This window comes from Pseudarthrobacter sp. R1, from assembly GCF_024494415.1.
Classification (GTDB): domain Bacteria; phylum Actinomycetota; class Actinomycetes; order Actinomycetales; family Micrococcaceae; genus Arthrobacter.
The window spans coordinates 498,493-513,770 of record NZ_JAMKFI010000009.1 but is presented as its reverse complement, the minus strand read 5'-3'; the positions used below and the strand labels follow the sequence as shown (position 1 = coordinate 513,770).

At 66.3% G+C, this 15,278-nt stretch carries 18 protein-coding genes; 11 read left to right on the top strand and 7 right to left on the bottom strand.

Translation table 11 applies throughout. The features are described 5' to 3' along the window. Positions 1-36 precede the first annotated feature (36 nt). Positions 37-891 (top strand): ammonia-dependent NAD(+) synthetase, encoded by an 855-nt coding sequence (gene nadE / locus M8J71_RS19705; RefSeq protein WP_256249489.1) that lies wholly within the window; start codon positions 37-39, stop codon positions 889-891. Positions 892-911: 20 nt separating this feature from the next. Here nadE and M8J71_RS19700 read toward each other — a convergent pair whose 3' ends face one another. After that, entirely contained in the window at positions 912-1,706 is a 795-nt protein-coding gene (locus M8J71_RS19700; protein WP_256249487.1) for an IclR family transcriptional regulator, read from the bottom strand. 181 nt (positions 1,707-1,887) lie between these two features. Between M8J71_RS19700 and M8J71_RS19695 the strand changes: the two genes are divergently transcribed. The 3 genes from M8J71_RS19695 to M8J71_RS19685 are packed head-to-tail and all read left to right on the top strand — an operon-like array spanning position 1,888 to position 4,527. Continuing rightward, a complete protein-coding gene (locus M8J71_RS19695) occupies positions 1,888-2,616 on the top strand; it encodes a CoA transferase subunit A (protein WP_256249483.1) in 729 nt (242 codons plus the stop codon). A gap of 28 nt (positions 2,617-2,644) precedes the next feature. Beyond that, positions 2,645-3,340 (top strand): CoA transferase subunit B, encoded by a 696-nt coding sequence (locus M8J71_RS19690; RefSeq protein ID WP_256249482.1) that lies wholly within the window; start codon positions 2,645-2,647, stop codon positions 3,338-3,340. Continuing rightward, positions 3,337-4,527, top strand: coding sequence for an acetyl-CoA acetyltransferase (locus M8J71_RS19685; protein ID WP_256249481.1), 1,191 nt, complete (start codon positions 3,337-3,339; stop codon positions 4,525-4,527). The genes M8J71_RS19690 and M8J71_RS19685 overlap by 4 nt, the downstream gene beginning before the upstream one ends. Before the next feature lie 119 nt (positions 4,528-4,646). On the opposite strand, the gene M8J71_RS19680 is transcribed toward M8J71_RS19685, so the two are convergent. Together M8J71_RS19680 and M8J71_RS19675 are read right to left on the bottom strand one after the other, a co-directional pair. Further along, positions 4,647-5,345: an ankyrin repeat domain-containing protein gene (locus tag M8J71_RS19680; RefSeq protein ID WP_256249480.1), complete on the bottom strand. Its 699-nt coding sequence runs from the start codon at positions 5,343-5,345 to the stop codon at positions 4,647-4,649. A 9-nt stretch (positions 5,346-5,354) separates the two neighbouring features. Continuing rightward, on the bottom strand, positions 5,355-5,924 hold the full coding sequence (locus M8J71_RS19675) for a GlcG/HbpS family heme-binding protein (RefSeq protein ID WP_256249479.1): 570 nt from the start codon (positions 5,922-5,924) through the stop codon (positions 5,355-5,357). Between the two features lie 207 nt (positions 5,925-6,131). On the opposite strand from M8J71_RS19675, the gene M8J71_RS19670 reads away from it, so the two are divergent. From M8J71_RS19670 to M8J71_RS19650, 5 genes are all read left to right on the top strand, one after another. Further along, the gene (locus M8J71_RS19670) at positions 6,132-7,388 is read left to right on the top strand and encodes a sensor histidine kinase (RefSeq protein WP_256249478.1); all 1,257 of its coding nucleotides are present in this window, start codon (positions 6,132-6,134) and stop codon (positions 7,386-7,388) included. Further along, the gene (locus M8J71_RS19665; protein ID WP_163164734.1) at positions 7,385-8,011 is read left to right on the top strand and encodes a response regulator; all 627 of its coding nucleotides are present in this window, start codon (positions 7,385-7,387) and stop codon (positions 8,009-8,011) included. The genes M8J71_RS19670 and M8J71_RS19665 overlap by 4 nt, the downstream gene beginning before the upstream one ends. Positions 8,012-8,143: 132 nt before the next feature. Next, entirely contained in the window at positions 8,144-8,347 is a 204-nt protein-coding gene (locus M8J71_RS19660; RefSeq protein ID WP_013599688.1) for a cold-shock protein, read from the top strand. 222 nt (positions 8,348-8,569) lie between these two features. Beyond that, positions 8,570-8,953, top strand: a complete 384-nt coding sequence (locus M8J71_RS19655; RefSeq protein ID WP_256249477.1) for a hypothetical protein — start codon at positions 8,570-8,572, stop codon at positions 8,951-8,953. Positions 8,954-8,986: 33 nt separating this feature from the next. Next, positions 8,987-9,772, top strand: a complete 786-nt coding sequence (locus M8J71_RS19650; RefSeq protein WP_256249476.1) for a MerR family transcriptional regulator — start codon at positions 8,987-8,989, stop codon at positions 9,770-9,772. A gap of 80 nt (positions 9,773-9,852) precedes the next feature. On the opposite strand, the gene M8J71_RS19645 is transcribed toward M8J71_RS19650, so the two are convergent. Next, positions 9,853-10,830 carry an SDR family oxidoreductase gene (locus tag M8J71_RS19645; RefSeq protein ID WP_256249474.1) on the bottom strand — a complete coding sequence of 326 codons (978 nt, stop codon included), beginning with the start codon at positions 10,828-10,830 and terminating at the stop codon, positions 9,853-9,855. 137 nt (positions 10,831-10,967) lie between these two features. After that, positions 10,968-12,155 carry an acyl-CoA dehydrogenase family protein gene (locus M8J71_RS19640; RefSeq protein ID WP_256249473.1) on the bottom strand — a complete coding sequence of 396 codons (1,188 nt, stop codon included), beginning with the start codon at positions 12,153-12,155 and terminating at the stop codon, positions 10,968-10,970. Positions 12,156-12,263: 108 nt separating this feature from the next. On the opposite strand from M8J71_RS19640, the gene M8J71_RS19635 reads away from it, so the two are divergent. Then, positions 12,264-12,773: a MarR family winged helix-turn-helix transcriptional regulator gene (locus tag M8J71_RS19635; protein ID WP_256249472.1), complete on the top strand. Its 510-nt coding sequence runs from the start codon at positions 12,264-12,266 to the stop codon at positions 12,771-12,773. 44 nt (positions 12,774-12,817) lie between these two features. Here the strand turns inward: M8J71_RS19635 and M8J71_RS19630 are convergent, their stop codons facing one another. Next, positions 12,818-13,471: a DedA family protein gene (locus M8J71_RS19630; protein WP_256249471.1), complete on the bottom strand. Its 654-nt coding sequence runs from the start codon at positions 13,469-13,471 to the stop codon at positions 12,818-12,820. 75 nt (positions 13,472-13,546) lie between these two features. Beyond that, positions 13,547-14,122 (bottom strand): helix-turn-helix domain-containing protein, encoded by a 576-nt coding sequence (locus M8J71_RS19625; RefSeq protein ID WP_256249470.1) that lies wholly within the window; start codon positions 14,120-14,122, stop codon positions 13,547-13,549. Between the two features lie 67 nt (positions 14,123-14,189). Between M8J71_RS19625 and M8J71_RS19620 the strand changes: the two genes are divergently transcribed. Continuing rightward, complete coding sequence (locus tag M8J71_RS19620) at positions 14,190-15,161, top strand: NAD(P)/FAD-dependent oxidoreductase (protein ID WP_256249469.1); 972 nt, start codon at positions 14,190-14,192, stop codon at positions 15,159-15,161. Positions 15,162-15,278 lie beyond the last annotated feature (117 nt).

Here is a 15,278-nt window from a genome sequence, read left to right as displayed (position 1 = left end):
TGAGGCCGATTGACAGGGCTGGCTAGGCTGGACCACATGCGCGAACTCCAGGCCAGCATCATTGAAGAAATGGGCGTTCAGCCCCGGATCGACCCCGCCGGGGAGGTGCGCAAGCGCGTTACCTTCCTGAAGGACTACCTGAAAGCCACCCACACCAAGGGCTTCGTCCTGGGCATTTCAGGCGGCCTGGACTCGTCCCTGGCCGGAAAACTGGCCCAACTCGCTGTCGAGGAGCTCGAGGCAGAAGGTGTGGACGCGAACTTCGTGGCCGTGCGCCTGCCCTATGGCGTCCAGCATGACGAGGAAGACGCCCAGGCTGCCCTGGACTTCATCCAGCCCAAGACCGAGTGGACGTTCAATATCTCGGCCGCGGTGGATGGCTTTGAGGATGAGTTCGAGAAGACCGTGGGCTCGGAGATCTCCGACTTTCATAAGGGCAACACCAAGGCACGCACCCGCATGATCGCCCAGTATGCCCTGGCTGGGGAACACAACTACCTTGTCCTCGGCACGGACCACGGCGCGGAGTCTGTCACCGGCTTCTTCACCAAATACGGCGACGGCGGCGCGGACATCCTTCCGCTGTTTGGACTGAACAAGCGGCAGAACCGCGCCTTGCTGGCCGAACTCGGCGCTCCCGCCCGCGTCTGGGAAAAGGTACCCACCGCAGACCTGCTGGACGACAAGCCGGGCCGCACCGATGAGGACGAACTGGGCCTGAGCTACGACCAGATCGACGATTACCTGGAAGGCCGGGACGTCCCTGAATCCGTTGCCGCTCTGATTGAAGAGAAGTACCTGCGTACCCGGCACAAGCGCACCGTCCCGGTCACCATTTTCGATACCTGGTGGAAGCACCAGGGCCCCGAAGAGCCACGCGCAGGGCTGTAGGAATACAGCTGTGCAGGATTTCAGCGCGGCCGGCTCCCCTTCCCGTCCCCGCTGAGCTGCTGGGTGATCCGGTGCGCCTCGGCCATCAGGAGCCCGCCCAGCTCCTCCTGCCGCTCGGGCTTGAAGCGCGGCTCTATCCCGGTGAGGGAAAGGGCCCAGGCGGGCCTGCCTGAGGCATCAAACACCGCGGCGCCCATCCCCCAACTGCCTTCGAGGACCAGCCCCGGATTCACCGAGTAGCCCAGCAGCCTGGTCTGTGCGAGGTTGGCCCGCACGAGTTCCTCCGTGTGCGCAGTGGCGAAAGCACCTGCGTGTCCAGCCCACCCCGTCAGCAGCTCCTCCTGCTCGGCCTCGGGCAGGAACGCCATGATCGCGGTGCCCGCGGAGGCCACACCGAGGGGGAACCGGACGCCCTCGTGCAGCACAAAGGACCGGACCGGGAAGCTTCCCTCCTCACGCAGCAGGCATACCGTCTCGGAACCGCGCCGGATGGAGAAGAAGGCACTCTCACCCGTGGCCTCGGCCAGCCTTCGGAGGCTGGGCCGGGCAAAGTCCTCCAGCGGAAACCGCGCGGCAGCCACCGACCCCATGAGGAGCATCTCCGGGCCCAGCACCCAGTTCCCGCTGCCGGCGTCGTGATCCAGCAGCCCCTCCGATGCGAGGGAGGTGAGGAGCCGGTGGACGGTGGGCCTGGTGAGGCCGGATTCCCTCACCAGCGCGGACAGCGGCAGCCCCTCCGCACTGCGGCCCACAAGCCGCAGCAGTCCGGCGATGCGGCTGACAACCTGGGCGCCCTGTACTGGCACATTAGTCATTCATTCCTCCAGTTATCCACATTATGGACTCCGCCAATACTACCGTCCACACTGTAAAACCAGGAGTTGAAGCCTAACTTCCGGGGCTTGACAGGCCTTTCAGCGCGCCCGTAGTGTCCTTTCCCAAGCCCCGCGTCCACAAAATGGACCACCATCGCGGGATTCTCAATGAGGAGGCGCCATGTCCAAACTTCAACCAGCAGCCGCCGTCGCCCTGGAGGGCGCACTGCAGGACGGCATCACCCTTGCCGTGGGCGGATTCGGCCTGAGCGGAATTCCCGCGGACCTGATCGAGGCCGTCCGCGATTCCGGCGTCAAAGACCTGACAGTGGTCTCCAACAACATGGGGGTGGATGGGAAGGGCCTGGGCATCCTGATCGAGGCCGGCCAGGTCCGCAAAGTCATCGCCAGCTACGTAGGCGAAAACAAGCTCTTCGCCGAGCAGTACCTGGCCGGCAACCTGGAGGTGGAGTTCACGCCGCAGGGCACCCTGGCCGAGCGTCTCCGCGCCGGCGGCGCCGGCATCCCCGCCTTCTACACCAAAACCGGCGTGGGCACCCTGGTTGCCGAGGGCAAGCCGCACGAAGTGTTCGACGGCGAAACGTACGTTCGCGAGCGCGCCATCCGGGCCGACGTCGCGCTTGTCCACGCGCACACCGCAGACACGGACGGAAACCTGATCTACCGCTACACCGCCCGGAACTTCAACCCGGTGGTTGCAACCGCCGGCCTCCTGACCATCGCGGAGGCGGAGGTGATTGTGGAACCGGGCCAACTGGATCCCAACCACATCGTCACCCCCGGCGTGTACGTCCAGCGCCTGGTGCAGGCCAGGGACCGCGTCAAGGACATCGAGCAGCGCACCGTGCGCCCCGCGGCACGCCGTTATGCCGAAACTGTTCCGGCCTAACCCCCACTACTCATTCAAGGAGAACCCCATGGCCTGGACCAGGGATGAAATGGCTGCCATCGCAGCCGAAGAACTCAACGACGGCGACTACGTTAACCTCGGCATCGGGATCCCCACCCTGGTGGCCAACAATCTGCCCGACGGCGTCCGGGTTGTGCTGCAGAGCGAAAACGGACTGCTCGGCATGGGACCGTTCCCGTACGAGGGCGAGGAGGACGCCGATCTCATCAACGCCGGCAAACAGACCGTCACGGTACTGCCGGGCGGGAGCATCTTCGATTCCGCCACCTCCTTCGGCATGATTCGGGGCGGCCACGTCAAGGTAGCCATCCTGGGGGCCATGCAGGTCTCCGGCAGCGGCGACCTCGCCAACTGGACCATCCCCGGCAAGATGGTCAAGGGCATGGGCGGCGCCATGGACCTCGTGGCCGGGACGCCCCGCGTGGTGGTCCTCACCGAGCACAACGCCAAGGACGGCAGCGCCAAGATCGTGCGCGAGTGCACCCTGCCCCTGACAGGCCTTGCCGTGGTGGACCGGATCATCAGTGACCTCGCGGTCTTCGACCTCTACAGGACGGACGACGGCGGGCGGCAGCTCACGCTGACCCGCCTCGCCCCGGGCGTCACCGTGGAGGAGATCCGGGAAAAGACGGAAGCCGGCTTCACCGTGGCCCTGGAAACGCCGGCACCGGCAGCCGCTGCCCTGGAAGGAGCCACAGCATGAGCCTGCAGGAACAGTTCGGCAAGGACGTCCTGCTGACGGGCTGGGGACACAGCCGCTTCGGAAAACTTACCGAGGAAACCCTGGAGTCCCTGATCGTCCAGGTTGCCACCGAGGCCATCGCGAACGCCGGGATCGAACCCGGCCAGATCGACGAAATCTACCTCGGCCAGTTCAACTCGGGGATGATGCCGCTGGCCTTCCCGTCGTCGCTGGCACTGCAGGTCTCAGCAGATCTGGCCAACGTTGCCGCCACCCGGGTGGAGAACGCCTGTGCCTCCGGTTCCGCTGCGTTCCAGCAGGGCACCAAGTCCCTGCTGGCCGGCACGGCGAAGACGGTGCTGGTGATCGGCGCGGAAAAGATGACCCACGCGGGCGCCGACGTTGTGGGGGCAGGCCTGCTGGGCGCCGACTACGACATGGCGGGCAAGGCCTCCACCACCGGCTTCACGGGACTCTTTGCCGAGGTGGCCAAGCACTACGGGAAGCGGTACGGCGACGGCACCCTGGGTGATGTCCTGGGCAGCATCGCGGCGAAGAACCACCGCAACGGCGTGGACAACCCCTTCGCGCAGCTGCGCAAGGACCTGGGCGAGGACTTCTGCCGAACGGTCTCGGACAAGAACCCTATGGTGGCCGATCCGCTGCGCCGCACGGACTGCTCCCCCGTGTCCGACGGCGCCGCCGCCGTCGTGCTGTCCACGTCCCCGACCGGCGGTGCCACTGCACCCGTGCGGCTGGCAGGCTTTGGCCACGCCAACGACTTCTTCCCCGCATCCCGCCGGGACCCGGTTGCCTTCAACGCCACCCGGGTGTCCTGGCAGCGCGCACTGACGATGGCCGGCGTCGGGCTGGCGGGCCTGGACTTCGCGGAAGTGCACGACTGCTTCACCATCGCGGAGCTGCTGATGTACGAGGCGATGGGCCTGACGGAACCGGGCCAGGGTGCCCGTGCCATCGAGGAGGGCTGGGTGTACAAGGACGGCAAACTGCCCATCAACGTTTCCGGCGGCCTCAAGGCCAAGGGCCATCCCGTGGGAGCAACCGGGGTATCTCAGCACGTCATCGCCGCCATGCAGCTGACCGGGACCGCAGGCAGCATGCAGCTCGCCAACCCCCGCCGCGCCGCGGTCCAGAACATGGGCGGCGTAGGCATCGCCAACTACGTCAGCGTCCTCGAGTCTGTCTAGGCGCCGAATCTCCCCACCTTCGAGGAACGACGGCCGGGCGCTCCAGCAGAAGTGCGGGGCGCCCTCGTGGTTCCCCCGGCAAAGGTGGGGAGATCCAGCGCGGCTTGACCCGGCAGCGTCTAGCCGCGGGCGCGGATCAGCGTGGCGATTTCGCCGAAGCCCAGCCGTTCGGCGTTCTGCAGTGCGGTCCTCCCCTGCGGATCCCTGATGTTGGGGTCGGCGCCTGCTGCCAGGAGACGCCGGACCACTTCCTGCTGCCTTGGCCCGCCGTTGTTCAGCAGGATGGCTTCCTGCATGGCGGTCCAGCCAAGGTTGTTGACATGGTTCACCGGCACTCCTGCGCCGATCAGGATCTGCACCGTTTCCACGTGGCCGTGTTCGCTGGCCGGAATAAGGGCTGTCCCGCCGTACCGGTTGGTGCTCGCGACGTCGGCCCCCGCGGCCAACGTCAACTGCAGCACCTCGTTGAAGCCCTCCGCACCTGCATAGAGGAACGCCGAATCCTGGATGGCGTCCTTGGCATTGACATTGCCGCCACGGGCAATCAGTTGGCTCACCAGCGGCGCGTTGTTGGCCTTGGCTGCGGCTATCAGGTCCTGGTCAAGCTGCGCCTGTGCTTCCGCGGAGAGCGCAGGCGGCGTGGTTGCCGGTGGAGCCGGCGCGAGAGACGCCGGGGATGCCGGGTCCCCCGCGGACGGTAGGGCGTCCGCAGTGGCCAGGGCCGACGGCGGAGGGGACGCCGCCTGCTGCGGCTCCCCCGGACCCGCCTGGCACCCCGTCAGGATAAGCACCACAACCAGGCCCCCGAACCACCTCATGCGCTTAGCCTACTTAGCGGCACCGGCGGCCGCGATGGCATCCGCACCGGCTGCAGCACAGGCCTCATCCAGCGCGCCATCAGGAGCACCGCCGACGCCGATGCCGGCCACCGAAACCCCGTTCACCTTCAGCGGGACGCCGCCGGCCAGGAAGAGGGTGCCGGGGAGGTCGGCGATGCTGGGGCCGGTTCCGTTGATGCGCTTGGCCAGCTCGCTGGTGGGGGTTCCAAAGGCGGCGGCGGTGTAGGCCTTCTGCTGTGCGGCTTCAATGGTGTGCTCGGCCGCGTTGTCGCCCCGAAGCAGCGCCTGGACAGTCCCGAAGCGGTCCACCAGGGCCACCGTCACAAAGGGAAGTTTGTCAGCCTGGCATTTGGCCAGCGCCGCTTGCACCGCCTTGGCCGAGGCGCCCACCGAGATACGGTTCTGCTGCACCACGTTCTCCGGCACGGGCTGGATGTCGGCAGCCGGGACGGCAGTGGGAGCGGAACCGGCGCCGGCATTGGCGGCAACCGTTACCCCGCCGGTGAGGGCCAGGGCGCTGGCGGCTGCGGCGGCAAGAACTTTCGTGGACTTCTTCATGCTGATTCCTTTGCTCGGAGCCCCACATTCGGGGCGGAATTCGTTTCATCCCCAATCCTTCCGGGACTCCGGCTGCCTGCCATCGGGCCTTTGGCTGTGGCGCCCTGCTCCAATTGGCCAGCCGTATCAGCCAAAAGGCTGAGAGACGGTGCACGGGCCGGGGCAATAGCATGGTGGGTAGCATTCCCCACCGGAACCGGAATTCCCATGCCTCCCTCCGCCAGCGCCGCCCCGGCCGCATCCGTCCCCGAATCGATCGCTCCCGGCGGGACCGGCGCGGACGGGACCAGCGCGTCCACCAGCACCGCAGCCCGCTTCCGCAGCATCGATGCCGCCGTTCATGGTGGCTTCGCCGTCTTGCTGGTGGCGTCCCTGGTCCGGTACGTGATGCGGCACAGCCCCGCCGACAACATCCTTGTCCTGGGGCTGGCGGCGGCCGCCTGCCTGCTGTACTTCGCCGTCGCCGTCCTTTCATTACGAGGGAAACCATGGGCGCCGTGGGTATTCACCCTGGTTGCAGTGTGGGCCGTCCTGGTCATTGCAGCGCCGAGCTTTGCCTGGTGCTCGTTCGCGCTTTTCTTCCTGTGCCGCAGTGCACTGAGCGGTGCAGCCGCGTACGCAGCGGCAGGAGCCACCGCTCTTGCCACCGCGGCAGGGCTGTTCCGGCTGAGCAGCGGCACTGACCTTGCCATGCTCCTCGGCCCGCTCGCCGTGGGGCTGATGCTGACCTTGATCTACGACAGGATCCAGCACGACGCCGAGGAACAGCGCCGCCTGCACGCGGAAGTCTCCCTCGCCCAAGGGCAACTGGCGGCCAGCGAGCGCCGCGCAGGAACCATCGCCGAACGGGAGCGTGTCTCCAGGGAAATCCACGACACCGTCACCCAGGGGCTGGCCAGCAGCCTGCTCCTGCTGGAGGCAGCCGGCAGGGCATGGCCCAGTCCGTCAGCCCACGCCGACCTCGGCCAGGCCACTGCATTGCTCCGGGGCAACCTGTCAGAGACCCGCAGCCTGGTCCACGAACTCGCCTCCCCCGGACTGGACGCGTCGCCCTTGCCTGAGGCCCTGCTTTACGCGGCCAGGCAGTACGTCCCGGACGCCAGGCTCCTGGTCACGGGTGAACCGCGGCCGGTGCCGCCGGATGTCCGCCACGCCCTCCTCCGGGTAGTCCAAAGCGCTGCCTCAAACATAAAGCTCCATGCGGGCACCGCCACCGCCACGGTGACTCTCGGCTACCTTCCGGACGCCGTCACCCTGGACGTCCACGACGACGGTGCCGGCTTCAATCCCGCGGCGGCAGCACCGCCGTCGGACGCCGGAGGGTACGGGCTGCGGGCCATGCGGCAGCGTGTGGAGCAGCTGGGCGGCATTTTCTCAGTGGAAAGCGCACCCGGCGAAGGGACCATCGTCGCGGCCCAACTGCCCGCGCCGGCGGAGCCTGGCAGCATGGAGAACCCTGCATGAGCGCCATCACGGTGCTGCTGGTGGACGACCATCTGGTGGTGAGAAGCGGGCTGCGGGCCCTGCTGGGCACCCAACCTGATATCGCCGTCGTCGCCGAGGCAGCCTCCGGGGAGGAAGCGCTGGAACGGCTGGAACAGGACGCCGTGGCGGTGGTGGTGATGGACCTGGCCATGGGCGCAGGAATGGACGGAATCGAGGCCATCCAGCGGATCCGCGAGCGCAACAAAGGACAGGCCATCCTGGTGTTCACCACCTACGACTCCGATGCGGACATCGTCCGGGCAGTGGACGCCGGCGCGATGGGCTACCTGCTGAAGGATGCCGCACCTGATGAGATTTTCGCTGCCATCCGCGGGGCAGTCCAGGGCAAGAGCGTCATGAGCGCCCCGGTGGCATCGCGGCTTTTCCAGCAGCTGCGCAACCCCGACGAAATCCTCACTCCGCGCGAGGCCGAACTGCTCAGCCTCCTCACGCAAGGCCTCAGCAACCGGGAACTCGGACAGCGCCTCTTCATCTCGGAGGCCACGGTCAAGACCCACCTCGCCCACATCTACGCCAAGCTGGGAGTGGAAACCAGGGCCGCTGCCATAGCCACCGCAATCCGCCGCGAGGGGATGCGCTGACGACACTTTAATGTCGTTACCCTTGCATGCTTGGCGTTGGCCCCGTACGTTGGGGACTGCGGGGGACGTTCTCCGCGCACCTCGGGCCGGTGGCCCGGGGAGAGAATCAGAGTCACACGAAGGAATGCAGCCATGGCAACAGGCACAGTTAAATGGTTCAACGCCGAAAAGGGTTTTGGCTTCATTGCCCCCGATGACGGGTCCGCTGACGTTTTCGCCCACTACTCAGCAATCGCCAGCAGCGGATACCGCTCACTCGATGAGAACCAGAAGGTTGAATTCGATGTGACCCAGGGTCCCAAGGGCCCGCAGGCAGAGAACATCCGCCCGCTCTAAGGCTTCGGCTTCCCTCCCGCACCTGCAGGAGGAATGTCGCCACAGCAGCGGCCTCCCCAACGTCAGTTGGAGGGGCCGCTGTTTTGTGTCCCCTGCTCCTGCTTCGCCAATGACATTGGTGAACGTCGCGCGGGGCTTCCTGACCGGACTCCCGTCCCGGCTTCCAATCCCCTCTCCCTATCCCCATCCCCATCCCTGGGCGGGTACTGGGATAATTGGACTATGACCGGACAGCACCCGGACAATGTTCCGGGCAACGACCCAGCGAAGGATCCGTGGGAAGAGTTCGACGGGCTTCCGCCTGCCGCGCCGGACCGCGTTCCCGGGCAGCCCGGCGGGGAGCCGCAGGGTTTCGGTTTCCGGACCGGCGTCCGCAGCGCACGCGTTGCGGTCGGATTTGCCGTCTACACCCTGGTGCTCGGGACAGTGCTCGCGCTGGCAGGCTGCGTCGTTTTTATTGCCGAGGAACAATGGCTGCTTGTGGCGCTAATGATCCTTATCGAGGCAGTCTTCATCTTCGCCTTCACGCGCCTCGTCGCCCAGGCCCGCGCCCGCTCGCCCCGCACCCGCCCACTTCGTAACCGATACCCCGGAAAACCTGCTTGACCTTGACGCTGCGTCAACCCCTACGCTCGGAGCATGGAAGCAACCGAAGCGGAGGCGGCCACCGACTGGTCCATCCAGGATGTGGCCAGGATGGCAGGCACAACAAGCCGGACCCTCCGGCACTACGACGACATAGGGCTGCTGAAGCCCAGCCGCGTTGGGCGTAACGGCTACCGCTATTACAACGGGGCAGCGCTCCTGCAGCTGCAGCGGATCCTCCTGCTCCGGGGACTCGGGCTGGGGCTGCCGGCCATCGCCGAGGTCTTCCAGCACGAGACAGACGCGCTCAAGGCGCTGAGCCGCCACCTGGACTGGCTGCGGCAGGAGCAGGCGCGGCTGGCCCGCCAGGTTCTGTCCGTACAGCAAACAATCGAAACAGTGAAAGGAGGAGGCGAACTCATGGCCGAAAAGATGTTTGACGGCTTCGACCACACCCAGTACAAGGACGAGGTGGAGGAGCGCTGGGGCAAGGAGGCCTACGCCAAAAGCGACGCCTGGTGGCGGGGCATGGGAACGGAGCAGAAACAGGAGTGGAAGTCCCGCGCCGAAAAGCTGGGCAGCGACTGGATTGCAGCGTCGGGATCAGGACTCGCCGCCGACAGCCCCGAAGCGCAGGACCTGGCGCGGCGCCACGTTGAGTGGTTGACGTCCATCCCCGGCACTCCCGCCTCGGAAAGCGGCGGGGACGTCAAGGGGTATGTCATGGGGCTGGCGGAGATGTACATCGCCGATGCCAGGTTCGCGGCCAACTACGGTGGCGAAGCGGGCGCCGGTTTCGTTCGGGACGCGCTGCGGGCGTACGCCGAAAGGAACCTCTAGCAAATACCTGCCGGAACGACGGCGTGGCCCGGGATGTACGGCGTGGCCCGGGATGTGCAGCCGGGGACAGCTCCCGGCAATCAGTCCAGCCGCTTCCGCAAGGCCACTGCGGCTCCCGCCAGTGCTGCCGCGCCCGCTACCATCCGCTGCGCCGTCCGCCGTCGGCCGTGCCATCCGCCCGTGGTGGACGCCTTCCCGATGGATTGCGACGCCTGGTGAAGGTTCCCTGTAGTCACAGTGGCTGACCGCCGCCGCGAGAGCTGGCGGCGGTCCACCTGGCGGGCCGTGGCCGCTTCCACTGCGCCCGGCGTGAACTTGTGCTGCAGGACCAGGAGCCGGCCCGCCACTCCTCCTGCCAAGGTTTCCCGGCGCGGGTGGGCAGCGAGTTTCACCACGGCTTTCGCCACCCGCTGCGGCGTGTAGACGGGAGGCAGTGCCATGGGGCGGCGGCCGGTGAAGTTGGCTGCGTTCTGGTAGAACGGCGTGTCAATGGTGGCCGGGAGGACCGTGCACACGTTAACGCCGGTAACGCCTTCGCGGGCCAATTCTGAGCGCAGGCTGATGCTGAGTGCCCGCACCGCGGCTTTGGACATGGAATATGCGGCGGAGTAGGGCAGCGGGACTTCTGCCACGATGGACGAAACATTAATCAGGGTGCCCGAGCCTTGGGCTGTTTGGCGGGTCAGCGCCGCCCGGGCGCCATTGACGTAGCCGGTGATGTTGACGTCCAGTACCCGCTGGAACTCCGTTGGAGGGACCTCGGTGAGCAGGCCGAATGCGCCGACCGCTGCGTTGTTGACCCACACATCCAGCCGCCCGAATTCCTCGACGGCACGGGATGCCAGTGCCTCCACCTTGCCCGGATCGGTGACGTCGGTGGGGACGGCGATGGCCTTCGCGCCGCGTTTCCTGCATTGTGCAGCCACGGCGTCCAGTGATTCCGATCCCCGGGCAGCCAGGACCAGCCGGGCACCCTTGGCGGCGAAGCGCAGGGCAGTGGCCCTCCCGATCCCGCTGGATGCGCCCGTGATCACCACCACTGAATTCCTGACGCGCATTCCGCCTCCCCTTTCGAACGGACATCCGGGATAAACACTAAGCAGACTTAGTGTTCGATGCTACCCATGCCGGGCCGGCGGGACAACGGTCCGGCACGAGAACGGTCCGGCCCCGGCTTGGGTGAAGAAGGGGGAACTCAGGTGAAAGCGGATTTTCCGGTGACCGCCCTGCCCACGATCAGCGAGTTGATCTCGTAGGTGCCCTCGTAGGTGTAAAGGATTTCGGCGTCACCGAACAGCTTGCCCATTTCATAATCGCTGCTGATGCCATTGCCGCCCAGGAGTGAACGGCCCATGGCCACCGAGGCGCGTGCCAGCCGGGTGATGGTGGCTTTGGCCATGGCCGCCTGCGCCATCTCAAGCTTCCCGTCTTCCTGGATGCGGGCCAACTGCACCATCAGCGCCAAGGATGCGGACGCGTTGCCCAAGATGTCCGCCAGCTGCTGCTGGACCAGCTGGAAGCGGGCCAGCTCCTTGCCGAACTGCCGCCTGTCCAAGGTGTAGGCGCGGGCGACGTCGAAGGCCGCGAGCTGGATGCCGGCACCTTGCCAGCCAACCCAGGCGCGGGAGTCCCGGAGCAGCTCGTTGGTGCGGGAGAAGCTGGTGGCCCCGGGCAGAAGGTTGGCGGCAGGAATCCTCACGTCCTCGAGCACAATGTCCGCGTTCTGCATGATTCGCAGACCAATCTTGTTGGCGATCTTGGTGGCTGCATAGCCGGCACGGTCTGTCTCCACGATGAAACCCTTGATTTCCCCGTCCGCCTCGTCCCGTGCCCATACCAGGGCGAAATCGGCGAGGGTCCCGGCCCCGATCCAGCGCTTGGCGCCGTTGAGGACCCAGGTACCGCCGTCGAGCCTGGCTGAGGTTTCCAGCCCGCCGGCTATGTCCGAGCCGTGCTCCGGCTCCGTCAGCGCGAAGGCTCCGAGGTGGCGGAATGTTCTTAAGCCCGGCAGCCAACGGGCCTTTTGCTCCTCGGACCCGAGTTGGCTGATCATCCCGAGAATCAGCTCGTTGTGGATCCCGGCCAGCGCAGAGAGGGACACATCCGCCCGGGCCAGCTCTACGTACATCAGGCCCTTGAAGAGGGTGGAGCTGCCGTCCAGCTGCAGGGCTCCGAGGCCGTACGTTCCCATGTCCGCCAGCAGGCCAAAGGGAAACTCCTCGCGGTTCCAGTACTCAATGGAGGGCTGCCGGACGGATTCCTGCAGGAAGCGGCGGACGGTGACGTACCTGTCCCGCTCAGCCGCCGGCAGGAGGTCCACGATGTACATCAGGTCGGCATCCGGAAACGGCGGTGCTCCTGCGTCATGCGCCGGGGGATGCATCGGTGATCCCCCTTGCTCCCAAACTGCTGTACGAAACCATTGGATGTCCTAGTATATTGCACAGGTCCACCCCTCACGTGAGGTACATCACTTGGCGAAAGGCTGGCTGTGGGCAGTCCGTTATCCCGTGATCCCATTGCAGATGCCCGCCGCAACTGGGAGGAGCGCGGCTGGGCGGACGTCGCTGCGCCGATGGCTGCCATCACGGCGATCATGCGGACCCAGCAGATCCTGCTGGCCAGGATCGAACTCACCCTCAAGCCCTTCGGGCTGACGTTCGCCCGCTATGAGCTGCTTGCGCTGCTGAGCTTCGCAAGGAACGGGTCCCTTCCGATGAAGAAGGCGAGCACCCTCCTCCAGGTCCACCCGACCTCCATCACCAACGCGGTGGACCGGCTCCAGGACGCAGGGCTGGTGCGCCGCTCCCCGCACCCTACGGACGGGCGCACCACGCTGGTTGAGCTCACCGCCGGGGGCCGCACCCTGGCGAAGCGTTCGACGGCGGCACTGAACGCAGCTGTTTTCAGCGACCCCGGGTTCGGGCCGGATGATGTGGATCAGCTGATCCGGATCCTACGGGACTTCCGCCGGAATGCCGGCGACTTTACTGATTCCTGAACAGGGCACCGAGCCGCTCCTGGACGCACTTCCCCACTGCCGGATCAGCGTGCGGCCTTCTTACGCTTGATACGCCTGACCACGAGCAGCACCACGGTCACGGCCACGGCGGCATAGACGGCATAGTTCAGGAACCGGGAGTACTCCTCGATAATTCTGTACTGCGTGCCCACCAGGTAGCCCAGTCCCAGGAGTGCCCCGTTCCACAGCCCGCTGCCTGCCAGGGTGTAAAGGCTGAACGTTCCAAGGTGCATGGCGGAAGCCCCGGCAGGAAGGGAGATCAGGCTCCGCACGCCCGGAAGCAACCTGCCAAAAAAGATGGACGACCGTCCATGACGGCGGAACCAGCCCGCTGCGTGCTCAAAGTCCTCCCGGTCCACCAGGGGCAGCCGGGATAAGCCGCGGATGGAACGCTCAAGCCCGAGCTTGGCGCCCAGCCAATACAGCAAAAGTGCACCCAGGTAGGCTCCCAGCGTGCTGGTGACAAAAACGAGGACCAGGTTCAGGGCCCCTTGCCTTGCCAGGTAGCCGGCCAGTGGCAAAATCACTTCGCTGGGGATGGGCGGCACCACGGTTTCAGCAAGGGTGAAGAGCCCCACCCCCCACTCGCCCAACTGCTCGATGCCGCGGGCGGCAATCCCCACCAGTCCGGTAAGGTTCTCGGTCGAGCCGCCTTCGTCCGCCGCCGTTCCCCACATACAACTCCCCCGTCCGCGTCCACGTTTGGTCTGCCCTGTCTACCTTACGCACCTGCACAGAGGCTGGGACCCTTGTCAGGCGGGCTTTGCCCTGACATGCATCCGCTCCCCCTGCGTGCCGAAAAGGCTGAGGAATTCCACGGGATGGCCGTCCGCGCGGCCGAACCAGTGCGGGACGCGGGTATCGAACTCCGCCGCTTCCCCGGCGCGGAGTACGAGGTCCTGGCTGCCGAGGATCATTCGAAGTTTTCCGTTGAGGACGTACAGCCACTCGTAGCCCTCATGCACCTTCGGGCTGGGCTCCTCGAGCGGCCCGGCGGGCAGGATGTGCTTATAGGCCTGGATACCGCCCGGCTTCCTGGTCAGCGGAATGATCGTCATCCCCCTTGCCTTGATGGGACGCAGGTGGACGCGCGGATCCCCGGTGGCAGGAGCACCGACCAGTTCATCGAGCGGCACCTGGTGGGCTTTGGCCAGCGGCAGGAGAAGCTCGAGGTTGGGCCGGCGCTGGCCGGACTCCAGCCGGGACAGCGTGCTGACCGAGATCCCGGTGGCCTCCGCCAGTGCTGACAAGGTGATGTCCCTTGAGAGACGGAGCGCCCGCAGCCTCGGGCCGACAGCCGCCAGGACGTCATCCAGTTGTTCATCCATGGTCCAATCTTGCCACTTCAGCAAAAGCTTTTGCCAGCCAAAGGAGAGGCACCAGATCATTGGACCTATGACAAAGTCCAAAGAATCAATGCCTGACGTCCTGATTATCGGCGGCGGCGCAGCCGGGCTGAGCGCCGCGCAGATGCTGGGCCGCAGCCGCCGCTCCGTAGTGGTGGTGGACAGCGGTGAACCACGCAACGCCCCCGCCGAGGGAGTCCATGGCTTCCTGTCCCGCGACGGCATCAAGCCCGCCGACCTCCTCGCCATCGGCCGGGGCGAGGCCAAGAGCTACGGTGCGGCCTTCGTCCGGGGCAGGGTGCTTGCCGCCCGCGGGGACGTGGACCAGGGCTTCGAAGTAACGCTCGACGACGGGACACAGCTTCGCGGCCGCCGGCTCCTGGTCACCACGGGCCTGGCCGACGAACTGCCGGCCGTTCCCGGGCTCCGGGAACGCTGGGGCAAGGACGTGCTGCACTGCCCGTTCTGCCACGGCTGGGAGGTGCGGGACCAGGTTATTGGCATCCTGGGGAACGGACCCTGGTCCGTGCACCAGGCCCTGCTCTTCCGGCAGTGGAGCAGCGACATCACGCTGTTCCTCAACAACAGGGTTGTCCCGTCCGACGCCGAAGCGGAACAACTGGCAGCCCGCGGGATCAAGGTGGCAGCCGGCACGGTGGAATCGCTCCGGGTGGAGGAAGACCGCCTCCGGGGTGTTGCCCTGGCCGGAGGACCGGACGTTGCGGTGGAAGCCCTGGTGGTGGGTGCACGGGTCAAGGCACGGCTGGAAGCCTTCGCCGGTCTCGGGCTGGCCCCGTCCGAGCACGTCTCCGGAATGGGAACCTACCTCGAGACCGATGCGGACGGCGCCACGTCCGTACCGGGCGTATGGGCGGCAGGAAACGTGACGGACCTGAAGGCGCAGGTGCTTGCCTCCGCGGCAGCTGCCGCCTGGACCGCCGTCGTGATCAATAACCATCTGATGGCCGAGGAGATGGCCGCGGACCTGGCCGCCTACCGGGAGTCGCTTTCGCCTAGATGAGTAAGTCCTATTGCCGTGGCGGGGCGCGGGAGCTTTTAAAGTAGGGCGGAGAGTGTTAAGCCGGGGTTGTGAACTCGCAACTAAACACTCTCCTGACCACACTTTACGTCTATTTGG